Below are 15,517 nucleotides of genomic sequence, written 5' to 3'. Positions count from 1 at the left end.
GTAGACAGTGGGGGCGAGTCCATACATAGGAGCTGGCTTGCCAGCGAAGGCGGTGAGTCAGACGACGGAGGTGTTGGCTGTGCTGGCGTCATCGCTGGCAAGCCAGCTCCTACAGGTTTTTTGGGTGCGATTACTCTTTGACGTGCATGAACTCTTCCGCCCAACGGATGTATTCCTCCGGCTGGGTGTAGGTATGCGTCAGTTCAGTCGCGCTCAGGTCCGATGCCTGGGTAAAGATCTGACGCTGTTCGCGCAGGCTGTCGTACGTTGCCTTGATCGCGGCGAAGTAGGCACCGTGGCCGTCGATGACGACGCGCACGCCCAGTTCGGCCAGGCGTTTGTCGTCACGCAGCAATGGATTGCCGTAGGTCACCAGCATCAGCGGCACGCTCAGGTGCTCGGCGATTTGTTCCAGATGGTCGAAATCCTTCACCCCCACCATGCAGATGCCATCCGCACCGGCGGCCTGGTACTGCTTGGTGCGGCTGATGATCTCCTGGACCGGCAGAATGCCCGCGTGGGTGCGGGCGATGATGGCCATTTCCCGGTCACACCGGGCTTCCAGTGCCGCACGAATCTTGCCGACACCTTCGGCGACCGTGATCAGGTCCGTGGACTTGCGGCCAAATTGGGCTGGCAACAGGGTGTCTTCGATGGTCAGGGCGGCCACGCCGGCCCGCTCCAGCTCGACGATGGTGCGCATGACGTTGAGTGCGTTGCCGTAGCCGTGGTCGGCGTCGGCGATCACCGGCAATTGGGCGACGCGGCCGATACGGGTGGCCTGTTCGGCGAACTCGCTGAGGGTGATCAGGGCAAAATCCGGGGCGCCCAGTACCTGCAATGACGCGACCGAGCCACCGAGGATCCCCACCTCGAACCCGAGGTCTGCGGCGATGCGTGCCGACATCGGGTCGAAGACCGACGCGGTGTGGTAGCAGGTGTTGGACGCGAACAGTTGACGAAAATTGCGGCGCAAATCTTGATGAGAAAGCCTGGACATATGAGTTCCACCAATGGAAATGGAAGGGCTTGAGCAAAAGTGTCAACGCCGAAGATGTGAAAGGCTATCACGGGGGCAGGTCAGGAATGATGACGAATTTAGCGGTTTTCCGGCCACAGGCGTCAATCTTGTGGCGAGGCAGGGCGCCTTTACGCCGCCACGGCCTGCTGCTGTCGGTTGGGCAGCGCCACTGCTCGCACCGAGTCGCCGGGTTGCAGCTGCAGGCGTTTGGCGGTGAGGCGGTCGACCAGCAGGCTGTCGCCCCTCAATTGCGCCGGGGCGGCGGTGATGCGACAGTTTTCCAGGCGACGATTGTGGATCAGCCAGGTCGGTGCCTGGTCGTCCGGGGGGCCGATCGCCAATGCCAGGAGTCGGCTGTCGCGCACGGTGCGAATGGCCGAAACCGGCGCTTCGATGACCGGGCCCGCGTCGAAGATGTCGATGAAGCCCTGGTGGGAGAATCCTTCGGCCGTGAGGATTCTCAGTGCCGGCTCGGCATCGTGATGCGGCTTGCCGATCACGGCTTGGGCCCGTTCGGTGAGCAGGCAGGTGTAGAGCGGTTGCCGTGGCATCAGCTCGGCGATGAACGATTTGTTGCCCAGCCCCGACAAATGCTCGGCATGACTGAAATCCATCTTGAAAAAGTGCCGGCCCACACTGTCCCAGAACGGTGAACAACCTTTTTCGTCGGCACTTCCGCGCAGCTCGGCGATCATTTTCTCGCCGAACAGGTGCGGGAACTCCGCCGCCAGCAACAGGCGTCCCAGCGTGAGCAGGCGGCCGTTGCTGCCCCGGCGCTGGTCGGGGCGCAGGAACAGCGAGCAAAGTACCGATTGACCGGTCATTTCATTATTGAGGAACAGGGTCGGGATTTGCCGCGAAATACCCAACGCGGGTGAAGAACTGACCGTCAGCCCGAGCCGATAGTTGTACCAAGGCTCGCGCAGGCCAACCGCGCCGGTCATGGCGCTGACGCCGAGCACCTGCTGGTCGTCGTCTTCAAGGACAAACAGGTAATCGGCGTCGGCGCGTTCGACCTGCTCGGCGAAGGTTCTTTGGACCCAGCGCAAGCGGTGGGTCAGGCGCTCTTCATTGACCAGGGGCGTCAAGTCGCGACCGGCCAGGCGGCTCAGCGCCAGCAGGGCGGGCAGGTCGGTCACCTGGACCGGGCGCAGGATCATGCGGGCGTGCCTTGTGCAAGCCCGTTCGGGTGTTGTCGACGGGGATCCTGGCGTTTGCTACTCACAGCGCGATCAGCCGGACGTTGCTGCCTTCAGTCACCTGCAGCGCCTGGCACATCTCGCTGTCCAGCCCCACGGGTTGACCGGCGCGGTAGTCGAGATCGGCGACGATGGCGCGATAGTGCCCAAGCGCATCGTTGCTGACCAGATACCGACCGCGGGCATCGATGGATGAAACGGGCGAGACCAGCGCGGTCTGGCTCTGCGCAATCGAGCGAATGTCGCCGGTGCGTGCCTGCAGGGTCGGGCCGCCATCGAACAGGTCGACGTAGCTGGTAGTCTCGAACCCTTCGCGTTCAAGGATATCGAAGGCTTCCTGGCCATCGGGGTGGATGCGCCCGATGCAGTCTTGCGCGGCCTGGGGCAGCATCGGCACGTAGATCGGGTATTGCGGCATCAGATGGGCGAGGAACGACCGGCTTTCCAGGCCGCAGAGCCGCTCGGCCTCGACGTAGGGCAGGTCGAAGAAGTGCTTGCCCACGGCATCCCAGAAGGGTGACTGGCCGTCATCGCTGCTGAAGCCGACGATTTCGCTGATCACCGCGTCGGCAAAGCGTTGTGCATGGGCCGCAATGAACAGCAGGCGTGCCCGCGACAACAGTTCGGAGTGGGGCGTGCGCACCAGCGCCGAATCGATATGGAAGCCGCGCAGCAAGGTGTGGCCGTTGAGGTCGTGGCACAGCGACAGGGCAGGCACGCCGTGCTCGATGTTCAGCTCGCGCGAGGCGCTGGTGAAAGGGCGGTTGCGCAGGCTGTAGAAGGGTTCGCTGAAACCGGCCGTGGCGACGATTTCCGAGCAGCCCACCAGGCGCCCGTCCGCCTGGTTTTCCAGGACAAAAAAGTAATTTTGCGGGCCGGGACACTCGGCGTTTTGATCCAGCGATGTGCAGGCGTCGACAATCCTGTCACGCAATCGGGCGCTGTCATCGGGCAAGGACGTGACGCCCACCAGGCTTTCGCGGGCCAAACGCTGCAATTGGGGCAGGTCGGTGGGTTGCACGGTGCGCAAGACCAGCATGGGTGCACTCCTGTATCAAAGAGCTCGGCGACCGGCCTTCGCATGAGGGCATCCCGGCTCCTGCTGGATGAGGTGTTTCGTTAATCCGTTGAAAACAGTATTTGTATAGAGCGCACTACATGTCTAGTTAATTTTGACGGGACTTTTCCAAGGTCGAACAGGCGGGAAATAGCTGTCAGCGGCGGATGAAGGGGATGTTGAAGAATCGTGTAGGGTGTCGCCCTTGAAGCGTGTTTGAATCGTTGAAATGACAACCCCTGACGAACTTTCTTACGGCACAATTGGGCAATGACTTACGGCCAGGTGCCGATTTTCCTTTCTATCCAACAGAGTGATTTTTTTTCGTGCAGGCGACCCGATTGACCCTGATCTGCCACGCTCGAACCCTTGCACAGAAACAGGCACGCTTTCCCGTGGACGAACCCCTGGAGATGGATTGGCAAGCGGCGCGGGGTTCCCGAGGGGCACGCTTCAAGGAGGCCTCGCGCTTGTTGTGCGGGCCGGAGTTGCGCACCCGACAGACTGCCGAGCTGTTCGGCAAACCAGTGGAAGTCGTCGCAGACCTGCGCGATTGTGACTTCGGCGATTGGCGCGGTAAACGCATCAACGACCTGCAGAAAAACCAGGCCGAATCACTAAAGGACTGGCTCGCCGACCCGCGCTCAGCGCCCCACGGCGGCGAGTCGGTGGTGCAAGTCGGCGAGCGCGTCGCCGCCTGGTTGAAAACCCTGGAAGCGTTGCCCGGCCATGTGCTTGCCGTGACCCATCCATTCATCCTGCGTGCCGCGTTGATGCATGTTCTGCAGGGGGCGGCCTTCAACCTGATCGATGTCGAGCCGCTGTCGACGATAGATCTGCAGTTTCATGGTTGCTGGCGGCTGCGGCTGCCGTGCAGCGATAACGAGGGCATGTCCTGATGAAAACACTATTGGTCATCGGCATCGGTGCCGGCAACCCCGACTACATCACCCTGCAGGCCGTGAAGGCGCTGAATCGGGTCGATGTGTTTTTCATCATGGACAAGGGCCAGGACAAGGACAAGTTGATCGACCTGCGCCGCGAGCTATGCGAGCGCCACATCACCGATCCGCACTACCGCTTTGTCGAGGCCCGGAGCCCGGAGCGCGAGCGTGGCGAAGTGGACTACAAGACCAGCGTCGATGAGTTGAACCTGGCCAAGCAGCGGACCTTCGAGCGCCTGATCAATGAGGAGCTGGCGGATGACCAGTGCGGCGGTTTCCTGGTGTGGGGCGACCCGGCGCTGTACGACAGCACCATTCGTATCCTGCAGGCGATCCTGGCTTCAGGCACCTGTACTTTCGAGTTCGAGGTGATCCCCGGCATCACCAGCGTCCAGGCCCTGGCCGCGCAGCACAAGGTGCCCCTCAATCAGATCGGCCGTTCGGTCGAGATCACCACCGGCCGGCGCTTGGCAGCGGGGCAGGTGAGCGATGTTGACAGCCTGGTGGTGATGCTCGATGCCCAGGATGCCTACCAGCATGTGGCGGACCAGCAGACGCAGATCTACTGGGGCGCCTATCTGGGCACGCCGGATGAAATCCTCATCAGCGGCAAGCTCGGGGAGGTGGCGCAGCAGATCGAGCGGGTGCGCAAGGCGGCCCGGCAGGCCAACGGCTGGATCATGGACACTTATCTATTGCGCAAGCCCTGAAGCACGGGTGCGCCCAAACCGTTCCCGGTACACCGACGGCGGCACGCCGACCACGTTGCGAAAGGCCACGCGGAAACTTTCCACCGAACGATAACCGCAGTGCCGGGCGATCTGCTCGGTGTGCTGGTCGGTGCTTTCCAGCAATTCCCGGGCGCGGCCCAGGCGTTCATGTTGCAACCAGGTCTTGGGCGACAGCCCGCTGGCTTCGGTGAAACGGCGCAGGAAGGTGCGCTCGCTCATGGCGGCTTCGCTGGCCAGGTCGCGAACCTCCAGCGGTTCGTGCAATCGCTCCCGTGCCCACTGCATGACACGCGAAAGATCACTGCGCGGCGTCGCACTGACCGGCGTCGGAATGAACTGCGCCTGGCCCCCGGTGCGTTGCGGTGACATCACCAGGCGCCGCGCCACCGAGTTGGCGACCTGGGTGCCGAAGTCCCGCGCCACCAGATGCAGGCAGGCGTCGATGCCGGCTGCGCTGCCGGCCGAGGTGATCAATTGACCCGAATCGACATAGAGCACGTCCGGGTCCACCAGGATGTTCGGGAAGCGTTCGGCCAGTTCCGTTGTGTAGCGCCAGTGCGTGGTGGCGCCGCGACCGTCGAGCAAACCGGTGGCGGCCAGCACGAACACCCCCGAGCAGATCGACAGCAACCGCGCGCCCCGGGCATGGGCCTGGCGCAGGGCGGTCAGCAGCTCCTCGGGTACTGCAGCCTGGCGATCGCGCCAGCCGGGAATGATGATGGTCCGCGCCTCTTGCAGCAGTTCCAGGCCGCCATCGGCCAGTACCTGGATGCCACCCATGGCGCGCATCGGGCCTTGATCGACGGCCGCGATCTGATGGCTGTACCAAGGGAAGTCGAACTCCGGCCGGGCCAGGCCAAAGATCTCCACGGCGATGCCGAATTCGAAGGTACACAAGCCATCGTAGGCGAGGATCGCGACCAGTCCTGGAGAAAAATGCATTTGGCGGAAAGTTCCCGGTGAGTGTCTTGTGCGCCACTTTAGCCGTTGATGGTGGGCAGATAAAGTCTGTTCACACCCACCGACATCCCGGAGCCTTGCCCATGACCAGCCTCGTTCGCGAAATTCCCGCCGCCCCTTCGGCCATTGCCTTGATGCATTTCAGCAACCGCCTGACATTCGAGACCGATTGTTCCGATGTTTACGCCAGCCAACAGGCTGGGGAAGTCGATTTCATTCTGGTGGATGTGCGGGGGCCGTTGGCCTTTGATCGGGGGCATGTGCCGGGTGCGATCAACATTCCGGGGCGACTGCTGACTGCCGAAGGCTTGCGCGGTTACCCGAAAACCAGTCTGTTTGTGGTCTATTGCGCAGGTCCCCACTGTAATGGCGCGAACAAGGCGGCGGTGAAGCTGGCGGCGCTGGGTTACCCGGTGAAGGAAATGATTGGCGGCGTGACCGGGTGGCTGGATGAAGGGTTCGAGTTGAGTGCGGCGAATGCCGCTATTGGCTGCGCCTGCTGACCCCCCTGTAAACGCTGGCCTGTCCGGTCGGCGCATCGCAGCGCTGGCGGCGAAACGGCCACCATCGCATCGCCAGCAAGCCGGCTCCTACAGATTCGCGTAACGCCACAGATTCACCATAAGCCCACAAATCCTGTAGGCGCCGGCTTGCTGGCGATGAGGCCCGAAAGTCCAACGCAATGTTCAAGTCCGCCTTCGCCGGCATGTCTGCCGCTTGCCGGCCACTTTCTATAACTATTTGTCGCCTCGAAATAATTTACCCTGTGATAGCCGCTCTAGACTGCCGGCCACTTCGGTCCCCCGGCCACAAGCCAACGACCGAAAGCTGCCAATAAAAGTCTCCGCACACAGGAGTTATAAATGAAGAAGCTAGTGATGTTCGGTGCCCTGGCACTGTCGATGTTGTCCCTGACCGCCGTGGCCGCGGATGCCAAGCCGATCCGCATCGGTATCGAAGCCGGTTACCCGCCATTCTCGATGAAAACCCCTGACGGCAAGCTCACCGGTTTTGACGTGGACATCGGCGACGCCCTGTGCGAGCAGATGCAGGTCAAGTGCACTTGGGTCGAGCAAGAGTTCGACGGCCTGATTCCGGCACTGAAGGTCAAGAAGATCGACGCCATCCTGTCGTCCATGACCATCACCGACGATCGCAAGAAAAACGTCGACTTCACCATCAAGTACTACCACACCCCGGCACGTTTCGTGATGAAGGAAGGTTCCGACGTCAAGGACCCGCTGACCGAGCTCAAGGGCAAGAAAGTCGGTGTACTGCGCGCCAGCACCCATGACCGTTTTGCCACCGAAGTGCTGCAACCGGCGGGGATTGTCCTGGTGCGCTACGGCTCCCAGCAGGAAGCCAACCTGGACATGGTGTCCGGTCGCGTTGACGCGCTGCTGGCCGACTCGGTCAACCTGGAGGACGGTTTCCTCAAGACCGACGCCGGTAAGGGTTTCGCGTTCGTGGGGCCTGAATACAACGATCCGAAATACTTCGGCGGTGGTGCCGGGATTGCCGTGCGCAAGGGCGATACCGCCCTGGCCGAGCAATTCAACAAAGCCATTACCGAAATCCGCGCCAACGGCAAGTACAAGCAGGTGCAGGACAAGTACTTCAAGTTTGACGTCTACGGCGAGTAATCGAGCCGTTCAAAAAAGTGGCCCCGTTGACGCGGTGGCCATTTTTTTTCGCTCATGATTTATCCTGCAATCACATTTCCCCCCTGTAGGAGCTGCCGCAGGCTGCGATCTTTTGATCTTGCTTTTAAAAAATCAAAATCAAAAGATCGCAGCCTGCGGCAGCTCCTACAGAGAAATCGGAGTTCTGCCATGCAACGCATCGACCATTTGCTGCCCTGGAGCCACCTGGGAACCGAGCGCACCCTCAGCGTATTCCGTTATGGCGCGGGCACTCGCAAGGTCTACATCCAGGCCAGCCTGCACGCCGACGAGCTGCCGGGCATGCGCACCGCCTGGGAGCTCAAGCAGCGCCTGGCTGAACTCGAAAGCCAGGGCCAATTGCAAGGCGTGATCGAACTGGTGCCAGTGGCCAACCCCATCGGTCTCGACCAGCACCTGCAGGGCAGCCACATGGGCCGCTTCGAACTGGGCAGCGGCAAGAACTTCAACCGCGCGTTCGTCGAACTGAGCGCTCCGGTCGCGCAGCGGGTGGGTGATCGTCTGGGCAGCGATGCCGAGGCCAACATCGCCCTGATTCGCCAGACCATGGGCCAGGTGCTCGACGACCTGCCGGCCCCGGCGTCGCAGCTGGAAGCGATGCATCGCCTGTTGCTGCGTCACGCCTGCGACGCCGACATCACCCTCGACCTGCATTGCGACTTCGACGCGGCGATTCACCTCTACGCCTTGCCGCAGCACTGGCCGCAGTGGCAATCGCTGGCGGCGCGCTTGAAAGCCGGGGTGGCGTTGCTGTGCGAGGATTCCGGTGGCAGCTCCTTCGACGAGACCTGCTCTTCACCCTGGTTGCGCCTGGCCAGGGCTTTCCCCGAAGCCAACATTCCACCGGCCAACCTCGCGACCACCCTCGAGCTTGGCAGCATGGGCGACACCCGGGTCGATCAGGCCCAGGCCAATTGCGAGGCGATCCTGGGCTTTCTCGCCGAACAGGGTTTCATCAAGGGCACCTGGCCGGCGGCACCGAGCGAGTGCTGCGAGGGTATGCCGTTCGAAGGCACCCAATACCTGTTCGCACCGCATCACGGCGTGGTCAGCTTCCTGCGCGAGGCCGGTGAATGGGTGGAGCAGGGCGATGCGCTGTTCGAAGTGGTCGACCCGTTGAACGACAAGGTCACCACCGTGCGCGCGGGCACCAGTGGCGTGCTGTTCGCGCTTGATCGCGGGCGCTACACGCAACCGGGCACCTGGCAGGCGAAAGTGGCCGGGCGCGAGCCGATTCGGGTTGGGAAGTTGATTAACGATTGAGGAGGGGGAGGGTCATTGCACCCCGCGTGATCGGTGGATGCCTAATGTGATGAGGTAGCGCTCTTCCGTGGGGCGTTTTACATCCTTGAAACGGCTAACTACCAGCATCAGTTGGTACTTGTCACCTGCACGCCAGTAAGCTTTTCCAACGTTGTTTACATCTCGCAATTGGGCACGCCATTGCGGGGTGTCGGCGAACGATGGGAAGTCTTGGACCCGGATGGGTACCCAGCCAGCGTTGCGCCATTGCTCCTGCAGATCGAGTACGACCTTGAGGGTGTCGTCGAGCAATAGTGGCTCGACTTGTGGGGACATTCGGACACCGTCGATCCGTTCATTACGTCCAAAACCCACTGTGAAGAAGCGGGCCAGTGGAGTCACAAAACCATACTCAGGATCTGCAAAACGCAGTCGGGCATCAGACTTGGGAATATTGAACCAGGAGTGCCCTGGTATCACGGGATCGATTCTTGCGCTGGAGCGCTGGCGCATGGCTTCGTACGGCTCGCCAATTACCAGCGAAATTTCCGGTTCATCCGATAGCGCCTCAATCGCTGTCCACGTAAGGCAGGCAGCGACCGTCAGTGCCAACACGCCGCGTCGCCGCCCGATGCGATGCATCAGCCTCATCGCACGCCTCCACCCCAGGCGATATCCCGAATGGATCGCTCAATCTGCTCGCGCTGGTCGCCGTGCAGCAGATCATCAAACTGCTGCGCCGCCCTGAGCACGAAGGGCATGCGTTGGTTGATATCGGCCAGGTTGGCAACGGGGTTGTTGCCAAAACCAATAGTGCGTCCGTCATCGACGGAGCTCCTGCTGGCCTATGAGGCGATTGAGGCGGGTAGCATCGCCGAAAGTGTTGAGCATCTGGCCAAACACGAGCAGCGAAATATTCTGCAATCCGCGCTGTAGGCTGATTCCGTAATCGGGCCGGTGGTGGGAGTCGCTGGGACGAAGGTGTTAGGCTCTATCCGAATCCTGCGCACGGTGAAGGAAGGTTTATGCTGAAGTTTCTCGCTCTGTTCACGTTGCTGGCATCCGCCACTGTCCACGCTCAATCCCCCCTGCAAACCGATCTGCCGCTCAAGTACCTGGAGCAGGCCAACGCCGATTCCCGCGAGCAGCCGCTGGTGATTTTTCTCCACGGCTACGGCAGTAACGAGCAGGATCTGTTCGGCATCAAGGATGAGTTGCCCGGCACGTACAACTTTCTGTCGGTGCGGGCGCCGATGGTGATGCAGGAGGGGAGTTACCAGTGGTTTCGCAAAAAAGGCGAGGGTGCCTACAACGGCGAAACCGATGACCTGAAGTCCAGCGGCCAGTTGTTGCTGGATTTCGTCGTACAGGCGACGAAGAAATATCACACACAACCGGAGAAGGTGTTCCTGGTGGGTTTCAGCCAGGGGGCGATCATGTCCTACGAAGTCGCCCTGCGCCATCCCGAGGCGGTGGGCGGGATAGCCGCGTTGAGCGGGCGGATTCTGCCGGTGCTCAAGTCTGAGTTGAAACCGGATGAAAAACGCCAGTCGCTGGCGATTTTCATCGGCCATGGCACGGCGGACCAGCGTCTTCCCTTCAGCGATGGCACCGAGGCCAACAGCCTGTTGCAGAGCGTGTCACTGGAACCCGAGTTCCACGCTTACCAGGGTGTCGGCCACAGCATCAGTGCCGAAGAATTGCAGGATTTGAGCGCCTGGTTGCAGCGTCGTAACCCCTGAGGCTCATTTGCCGCTGACTATCTGCTTGATCAGGGTTTCGTGGGCAGCCATGTCGCCGGGGCGGGAAATGACCTGAATCACCGTCATGTGGTTGCCCGAAGCCGCCATCAACGTGGTGTTGAGGGTCATGCCACCGCCCTGGGTGGCGGTGCTGTCGACCTGGCGCACGCCCAGGCCTGTTTTCTTCAGGGTCAGGCTTTTTTCGCTGAGCTTGTTGTAGTCCGCCAAGGCCTTGTGTTGCGCCGCGTCGAAGTCGGCCGCCGTGCCGTCGAGGAACTCGCCGTCGTTGTCCTTGACCTTGACCCCTTCGGGCAGGTTGTTCTGCGCGGCGATCACCACGGTCTTGGTGGTTTCGTTGGAATACATGGTGCCGCTCGCACCGGTGGGGCTGGCGGGCAACGGGTTGGCCACGAAACCCTTGGGCAGGGTGAAGGTGAACTTGCCGTCGAGCATCGAGACTTTCTGGCCCTGCACCGTCTCCTTTGCAGGGGCCTTGGCCGCCTGCACATTCAAAGCCCCCAGGCTGGCAGCCGCCGCCAGCAACAGGACAACGGCTTTTTTACTCAACAGTGACATCAAAATCTCCAGGGTTGGTCGCGCGGTGGGGCGTGATCATCCCATGGGGGCTGCGAGATGTTCCAGCATGGGCTAACGGACGGTCGTTGATGCTTCGGAATCAGGGGTATTCCTGCCGGGCATGTAACACACTCAGGATCTGGATTTGATCCGTCACTTGATAGACCACCAGGTAATTGGGATGCACAACAATTTCTCGTGTACCGGGAAGTCGGCCACATCGATAGAGGTAGGGATATTCGGGGAGGGCTGATGTAACCGTTTCTATAGCCTGATAGAGCTCCAGAGCCGCTACGAGGTTATGGTCGCCAAGATAATTCAGGATTTTCGATAGATCGGACCGTCCTCCGGATGCCACTCAACCCGCATCGCGCTGGTTGCGCTTTGACTGCAGGAGGGCGCGCATTTCGGCCATCACTTGATCATGCGGGATGTTTGGGCGCGGATCATCCAGGGCTGCCTGTACCTTGGCTCGGAACCAGCGGTTGTCTGGATGAAGTACATCCCTTCCAATGGCGCCGGGTGTTGACTTCATCGATAAATCGTAACCACTTGACGTCTGACGGCCAACCGGAAAAACATGTAGGAAATAGGCTCGATTTCTTGCGCTACTCGTTCGAAATAGTTGAACGTGTTGCCAGGGGCGCGGGTTTTGCCAGCAAGCGCCGGGTGACGCCGAGCATGGCCACCGAAACGGCGACGCCAATACCGAACCCCATCAGGCCCAGGCTGGGCACGGTCAGGGTCACGACCAGGCAAAAGGCCGAAAATGAATACATCCCGGTGGCCGTCGCCCGCAGCAACGCCGCGGTAAACGCCGGGCCCCGGGTTTGCTGGGAGAACACCGCCATCACGCTACCGAGGACCGGGAACACGGCGAGCAGGCCGCTCCAGCGATCGCCGACGGTGCTGGCGAGCCAAGTGACGGCGAGGGTCAGCAAGGCGCCGGCGACCATACGCAGCAGCAGTTTGTCGGACTTTGGCGCCGGGCCGGAAACGATCGGCTGCACAGCCGGGAACAGGTACGGCGCGGCCAGCAGTGCGATGGCGGCGGCGATCACCGAGATCGGCAGCGACGGCGGGAGCAAGGACAGGATCACGGCGAGCAGGGCCCAGACCAGCAACGAGATCGTCAGTGCCAGTGGCCATTTTGCCCGTTGCGCGACCTGGGCATAGGTCACGCAGAAGGCAATCATGGCGAACATCGCCGACAGCGCGGCCATGGCCGATTGGGCGGCGAATGCCTGGCCCTGTTCGATGGCGAGGAAAAACAGAATCGGCCCGACCACCACCGGCAACCCCGACAACCATCCCGCCACGCTTGGCCCCCAGCGTTTGCCGGCCAGGGAAATCAGCAGCAGAAAACCTGGAATCACCAGCAGTTTAAGCATCAACACGCGCACTTCTCCGTCCTGTGAGTGGCAGCAACGGTAGCATTTTGCGGGATGATTTGCTCTATAGATGGGCGGGTTTTGTATACAAAACCCGGCATTCGATGCGAGGCGCCAATGAGGGCGACATATACCTTGTAGGAGCGAGCTTGCTCGCGAAGGTCGTCAACGATTACGTGGAAGTTCTGACACCCCGCAGCGTTTTCAGATTTTTTCGCGAGCAAGCTCGCTCCTACAGGGACCAAAAAAAAGAACCCGGTACGACGTGAATCGTACCGGGTGTTTTGCCAGGCGTGCACGGATCTTCGTGGGTCCCCGCGCCGTCTGTTAAACGCTGTTGGCTTAAGCGCGTTCGAGCGCCAATGCCACGCCCTGACCACCACCGATGCACAGGGTGGCGAGGCCTTTTTTGGCGTCGCGCTTGATCATTTCATGCAGCAGGGTCACCAGCACGCGGCAGCCCGAGGCACCGATCGGGTGGCCGAGGGCGATGGCGCCGCCGTTGACGTTGACCTTGTCCAGGTCCCATTCCAGGTCCTTGGCCACGGCCAGCGATTGTGCGGCGAAAGCTTCGTTGGCTTCGATCAGGTCAAGCTGGTCGATGGACCAGCCGGCCTTGTCCAGGCAGCGGCGAGTAGCCGACACCGGGCCGATGCCCATGATCGCCGGGTCGACACCGGCGTTGGCGTAGGCAGCGATTTTTGCCAGTACCGGCAGGCCCAGGGCCTTGGCTTTTTCGGCGCTCATCAGGATCACGGCGGCGGCGCCATCGTTCAGCGACGAAGCGTTACCCGCGGTCACCGAACCGTCCTTCTTGAAGGCCGGCTTGAGCTTGCCCAGGGATTCGGCGGTGGTACCGGCCCGTGGCTGCTCATCGGTGGCGAAGGACAGCGGATCGCCCTTGCGCTGGGGGATCAGGATCGGCGTGATTTCATCGACAAAACGCCCGGCTTCGATGGCCGACACGGCTTTCTGCTGCGAGGCGGCGGCGAAAGCGTCCTGTTGCTCACGGGTCAGGTTGTACTTCTCGACCAGGTTCTCGGCGGTGATGCCCATGTGGTAATCGTTGAACGCGTCCCACAGGCCGTCGCTGATCATGGTGTCGACGATTTGCGCATTACCCATGCGCAGGCCGGTGCGGGCACCCGGCATGACGTAGTTGGACAGGCTCATGTTTTCCTGGCCGCCGGCGATGATCACCTCGGCGTCGCCGCAACGGATCGCCTGGGCGCCCAAGTGCAGGGCCTTGAGGCCCGAACCGCAGACCTTGTTCAGGGTCATGGCCGGCACGGCGAACGGCAGGCCGGCCTTGATCGACGCCTGGCGCGCAGGGTTTTGCCCGGCGCCGGCGGTCAGCACCTGGCCCATGATCACTTCATCGACTTGGGCCGGGTCCAGGCCGGTTTGCGCCAGCAACTGACGGATCACCGCCGCGCCCAGGTCAACGGCGGAGACGTTTGCCAGGGAACCCTGGAAACTGCCGATCGCGGTGCGCGTGGCGGCAACAATGACGACTTCTTGCATGGAATGATTCCTCACTGGTCGGCGAACTGCATTTCTGGAACGTGGTCCGGCACGATCAGTTTACCAGCGGTTTTGGCGACGATTTCCTCGACGCTGACACCCGGTGCACGCTCTTTCAAAATGAACGCACCGTTTTCGATTTCCAGGTAAGCCAGGTCGGTCAGTACGCGCTTGATGCAACCGGCACCGGTCAGCGGCAGGCTGCAGTGGTCCAGCAGCTTGGACTCACCGTCCTTGGAGGCGTGGGTCATGATGACGATGATGTTGTCTGCGCCAGCCACCAGGTCCATGGCGCCGCCCATGCCCTTGACCAGTTTGCCGGGGATCATCCACGAGGCGATGTTGCCTTGCACGTCGACTTCAAAGGCGCCCAGCACGGTGAGGTCGACATGGCCACCGCGGATCATCGCGAAGGACTCGGCCGAGGAAAAGATCGACGCGCCGGTACGAGCGGTCACGGTCTGTTTGCCGGCGTTGATCATGTCGGCATCGATGGTTTCTTCGGTCGGGAACGGACCCATGCCCAGCAGGCCGTTTTCCGACTGCAGCATGACTTCCATGCCTTCGGGGATGTAGTTGGCGACCAGGGTCGGAATGCCGATGCCCAGGTTCACGTAGAAGCCGTCCTGCATTTCGCGGGCGACGCGTTGAGCCATTTGTTCGCGGGAAAGTGCCATTGTTGTTATTCCTTCATTCGGTCCGGGGGCAGGGGATCACTTGCGTACGGTGCGCTGTTCGATGCGCTTCTCGAACGTGCCGCAGATGATCCGGTCGACGTAGATGCCAGGGGTGTGGATCTGCGCCGGGTCCAGCTCGCCGGGTTCGACGATTTCTTCGACTTCGACCACGGTGATCTTGCCGGCGGTGGCGGCCAGCGGGTTGAAGTTCTGGGCGGTGTGGCGATAGATCACGTTACCGAAATGGTCGGCTTTCCAGCCTTTGACGATGGCGAAGTCGCCGGTGATGGATTCTTCCATCAGGTACTTGCGGCCATGGAATTCGCGCACTTCCTTGCCATCGGCAACCGGGGTGCCAACGCCGGTGGCGGTGAAGAAGGCCGGGATGCCGGCGCCGCCTGCGCGCATTTTTTCGGCGAGGGTGCCTTGCGGAGTCAGCACGACTTCGATTTCGCCCTTGAGCAGTTGCTCTTCGAACAGCTTGTTTTCGCCGACGTAGGAGGCCACCACTTTGCTGATCTGGCGGTCGGTCAGCAGAACGCCAAGGCCGAAACCGTCGACGCCGCAGTTGTTGGAAACCACGGTGAGGTCGCGGGTGCCCTTGCGCTTGATCTCGTTGATCAGGTTTTCCGGGATACCGCACAGGCCGAAGCCGCCAGCGATCACGGTCATGCCGTCTTCAAGACCGGCCAGGGCTTCCTCGTAGGAACTCACGCGCTTGTCGAAACCTGCCATATGCACCTCTTTTATTCTTTGTGGGCGGCTGGCTAG

The 15,517-nt window shown here is 61.4% G+C and carries 17 protein-coding genes and 2 pseudogenes; 6 read left to right on the top strand and 13 right to left on the bottom strand.

Going from position 1 to position 15,517, the window contains the following annotated elements:
* Positions 1-130 precede the first annotated feature (130 nt).
* From SOP95_RS19420 to SOP95_RS19410, 3 genes are all read right to left on the bottom strand, one after another.
* Complete coding sequence (locus SOP95_RS19420) at positions 131-1,000, bottom strand: isocitrate lyase/PEP mutase family protein (RefSeq protein WP_274076886.1); 870 nt, start codon at positions 998-1,000, stop codon at positions 131-133.
* Between the two features lie 149 nt (positions 1,001-1,149).
* Positions 1,150-2,181 (bottom strand): arginine N-succinyltransferase, encoded by a 1,032-nt coding sequence (astA, locus tag SOP95_RS19415; protein WP_323607993.1) that lies wholly within the window; start codon positions 2,179-2,181, stop codon positions 1,150-1,152.
* 61 nt (positions 2,182-2,242) lie between these two features.
* Positions 2,243-3,259: an arginine N-succinyltransferase gene (locus SOP95_RS19410; RefSeq protein ID WP_323607992.1), complete on the bottom strand. Its 1,017-nt coding sequence runs from the start codon at positions 3,257-3,259 to the stop codon at positions 2,243-2,245.
* Positions 3,260-3,603: 344 nt separating this feature from the next.
* On the opposite strand from SOP95_RS19410, the gene SOP95_RS19405 reads away from it, so the two are divergent.
* Positions 3,604-4,176, top strand: coding sequence for a histidine phosphatase family protein (locus SOP95_RS19405; RefSeq protein ID WP_323607991.1), 573 nt, complete (start codon positions 3,604-3,606; stop codon positions 4,174-4,176).
* Positions 4,176-4,931 (top strand): precorrin-6A synthase (deacetylating), encoded by a 756-nt coding sequence (gene cobF, locus SOP95_RS19400; RefSeq protein ID WP_323607990.1) that lies wholly within the window; start codon positions 4,176-4,178, stop codon positions 4,929-4,931. The genes SOP95_RS19405 and cobF overlap by 1 nt, the downstream gene beginning before the upstream one ends.
* Here cobF and ftrA read toward each other — a convergent pair.
* The gene (gene ftrA / locus SOP95_RS19395; RefSeq protein WP_323607988.1) at positions 4,914-5,894 is read right to left on the bottom strand and encodes a transcriptional regulator FtrA; all 981 of its coding nucleotides are present in this window, start codon (positions 5,892-5,894) and stop codon (positions 4,914-4,916) included. The genes cobF and ftrA overlap by 18 nt on opposite strands.
* A gap of 101 nt (positions 5,895-5,995) precedes the next feature.
* On the opposite strand from ftrA, the gene SOP95_RS19390 reads away from it, so the two are divergent.
* The 3 genes from SOP95_RS19390 (at position 5,996) to SOP95_RS19380 (ending at position 8,857) form a co-directional block, all read left to right on the top strand.
* Complete coding sequence (locus SOP95_RS19390; RefSeq protein WP_274076892.1) at positions 5,996-6,415, top strand: rhodanese-like domain-containing protein; 420 nt, start codon at positions 5,996-5,998, stop codon at positions 6,413-6,415.
* Between the two features lie 360 nt (positions 6,416-6,775).
* Positions 6,776-7,555: an ABC transporter substrate-binding protein gene (locus SOP95_RS19385; protein ID WP_323607985.1), complete on the top strand. Its 780-nt coding sequence runs from the start codon at positions 6,776-6,778 to the stop codon at positions 7,553-7,555.
* Between the two features lie 189 nt (positions 7,556-7,744).
* Entirely contained in the window at positions 7,745-8,857 is a 1,113-nt protein-coding gene (locus tag SOP95_RS19380) for a M14 family metallopeptidase (RefSeq protein WP_323607984.1), read from the top strand.
* 12 nt (positions 8,858-8,869) lie between these two features.
* On the opposite strand, the gene SOP95_RS19375 is transcribed toward SOP95_RS19380, so the two are convergent.
* Positions 8,870-9,487 (bottom strand): hypothetical protein, encoded by a 618-nt coding sequence (locus tag SOP95_RS19375; RefSeq protein ID WP_323607982.1) that lies wholly within the window; start codon positions 9,485-9,487, stop codon positions 8,870-8,872.
* Positions 9,484-9,666, bottom strand: a pseudogene (locus tag SOP95_RS19370) (PAAR domain-containing protein); the annotation flags it as partial. The pseudogene SOP95_RS19370 and the gene SOP95_RS19375, both read right to left, overlap by 4 nt.
* Positions 9,667-9,861: 195 nt before the next feature.
* Between SOP95_RS19370 and SOP95_RS19365 the strand changes: the two are divergent.
* Positions 9,862-10,578: an alpha/beta hydrolase gene (locus SOP95_RS19365; RefSeq protein WP_323607981.1), complete on the top strand. Its 717-nt coding sequence runs from the start codon at positions 9,862-9,864 to the stop codon at positions 10,576-10,578.
* 3 nt (positions 10,579-10,581) lie between these two features.
* Here SOP95_RS19365 and SOP95_RS19360 read toward each other — a convergent pair whose 3' ends face one another.
* From SOP95_RS19360 to SOP95_RS19330, 7 genes and pseudogenes are all read right to left on the bottom strand, one after another.
* Positions 10,582-11,154: a hypothetical protein gene (locus tag SOP95_RS19360; protein ID WP_274076898.1), complete on the bottom strand. Its 573-nt coding sequence runs from the start codon at positions 11,152-11,154 to the stop codon at positions 10,582-10,584.
* Positions 11,155-11,254: 100 nt separating this feature from the next.
* Positions 11,255-11,523, bottom strand: a pseudogene (locus SOP95_RS19355) (type II toxin-antitoxin system RelE/ParE family toxin).
* Positions 11,513-11,689: a type II toxin-antitoxin system RelB family antitoxin gene (relB, locus tag SOP95_RS19350; protein ID WP_406592310.1), complete on the bottom strand. Its 177-nt coding sequence runs from the start codon at positions 11,687-11,689 to the stop codon at positions 11,513-11,515. The pseudogene SOP95_RS19355 and the gene relB overlap by 11 nt, the downstream one beginning before the upstream one ends.
* Before the next feature lie 73 nt (positions 11,690-11,762).
* Positions 11,763-12,551, bottom strand: a complete 789-nt coding sequence (locus SOP95_RS19345) for a hypothetical protein (RefSeq protein ID WP_323607980.1) — start codon at positions 12,549-12,551, stop codon at positions 11,763-11,765.
* A 336-nt stretch (positions 12,552-12,887) separates the two neighbouring features.
* Complete coding sequence (locus SOP95_RS19340; protein ID WP_323607979.1) at positions 12,888-14,069, bottom strand: acetyl-CoA C-acetyltransferase; 1,182 nt, start codon at positions 14,067-14,069, stop codon at positions 12,888-12,890.
* A gap of 11 nt (positions 14,070-14,080) precedes the next feature.
* Positions 14,081-14,746 carry a CoA transferase subunit B gene (locus SOP95_RS19335; RefSeq protein ID WP_027925229.1) on the bottom strand — a complete coding sequence of 222 codons (666 nt, stop codon included), beginning with the start codon at positions 14,744-14,746 and terminating at the stop codon, positions 14,081-14,083.
* A 36-nt stretch (positions 14,747-14,782) separates the two neighbouring features.
* Positions 14,783-15,481, bottom strand: coding sequence for a CoA transferase subunit A (locus SOP95_RS19330; RefSeq protein ID WP_274076901.1), 699 nt, complete (start codon positions 15,479-15,481; stop codon positions 14,783-14,785).
* Between the last annotated feature and the right edge of the window lie 36 nt (positions 15,482-15,517).

Source organism: Pseudomonas sp. YuFO8 (assembly GCF_035065025.1).
In the GTDB taxonomy this organism is placed as follows: domain Bacteria; phylum Pseudomonadota; class Gammaproteobacteria; order Pseudomonadales; family Pseudomonadaceae; genus Aquipseudomonas; species Aquipseudomonas putida_AE.
The sequence above is the reverse complement of the archived record's forward strand: the minus strand, read 5'-3'. Positions and strand labels throughout refer to the sequence as shown.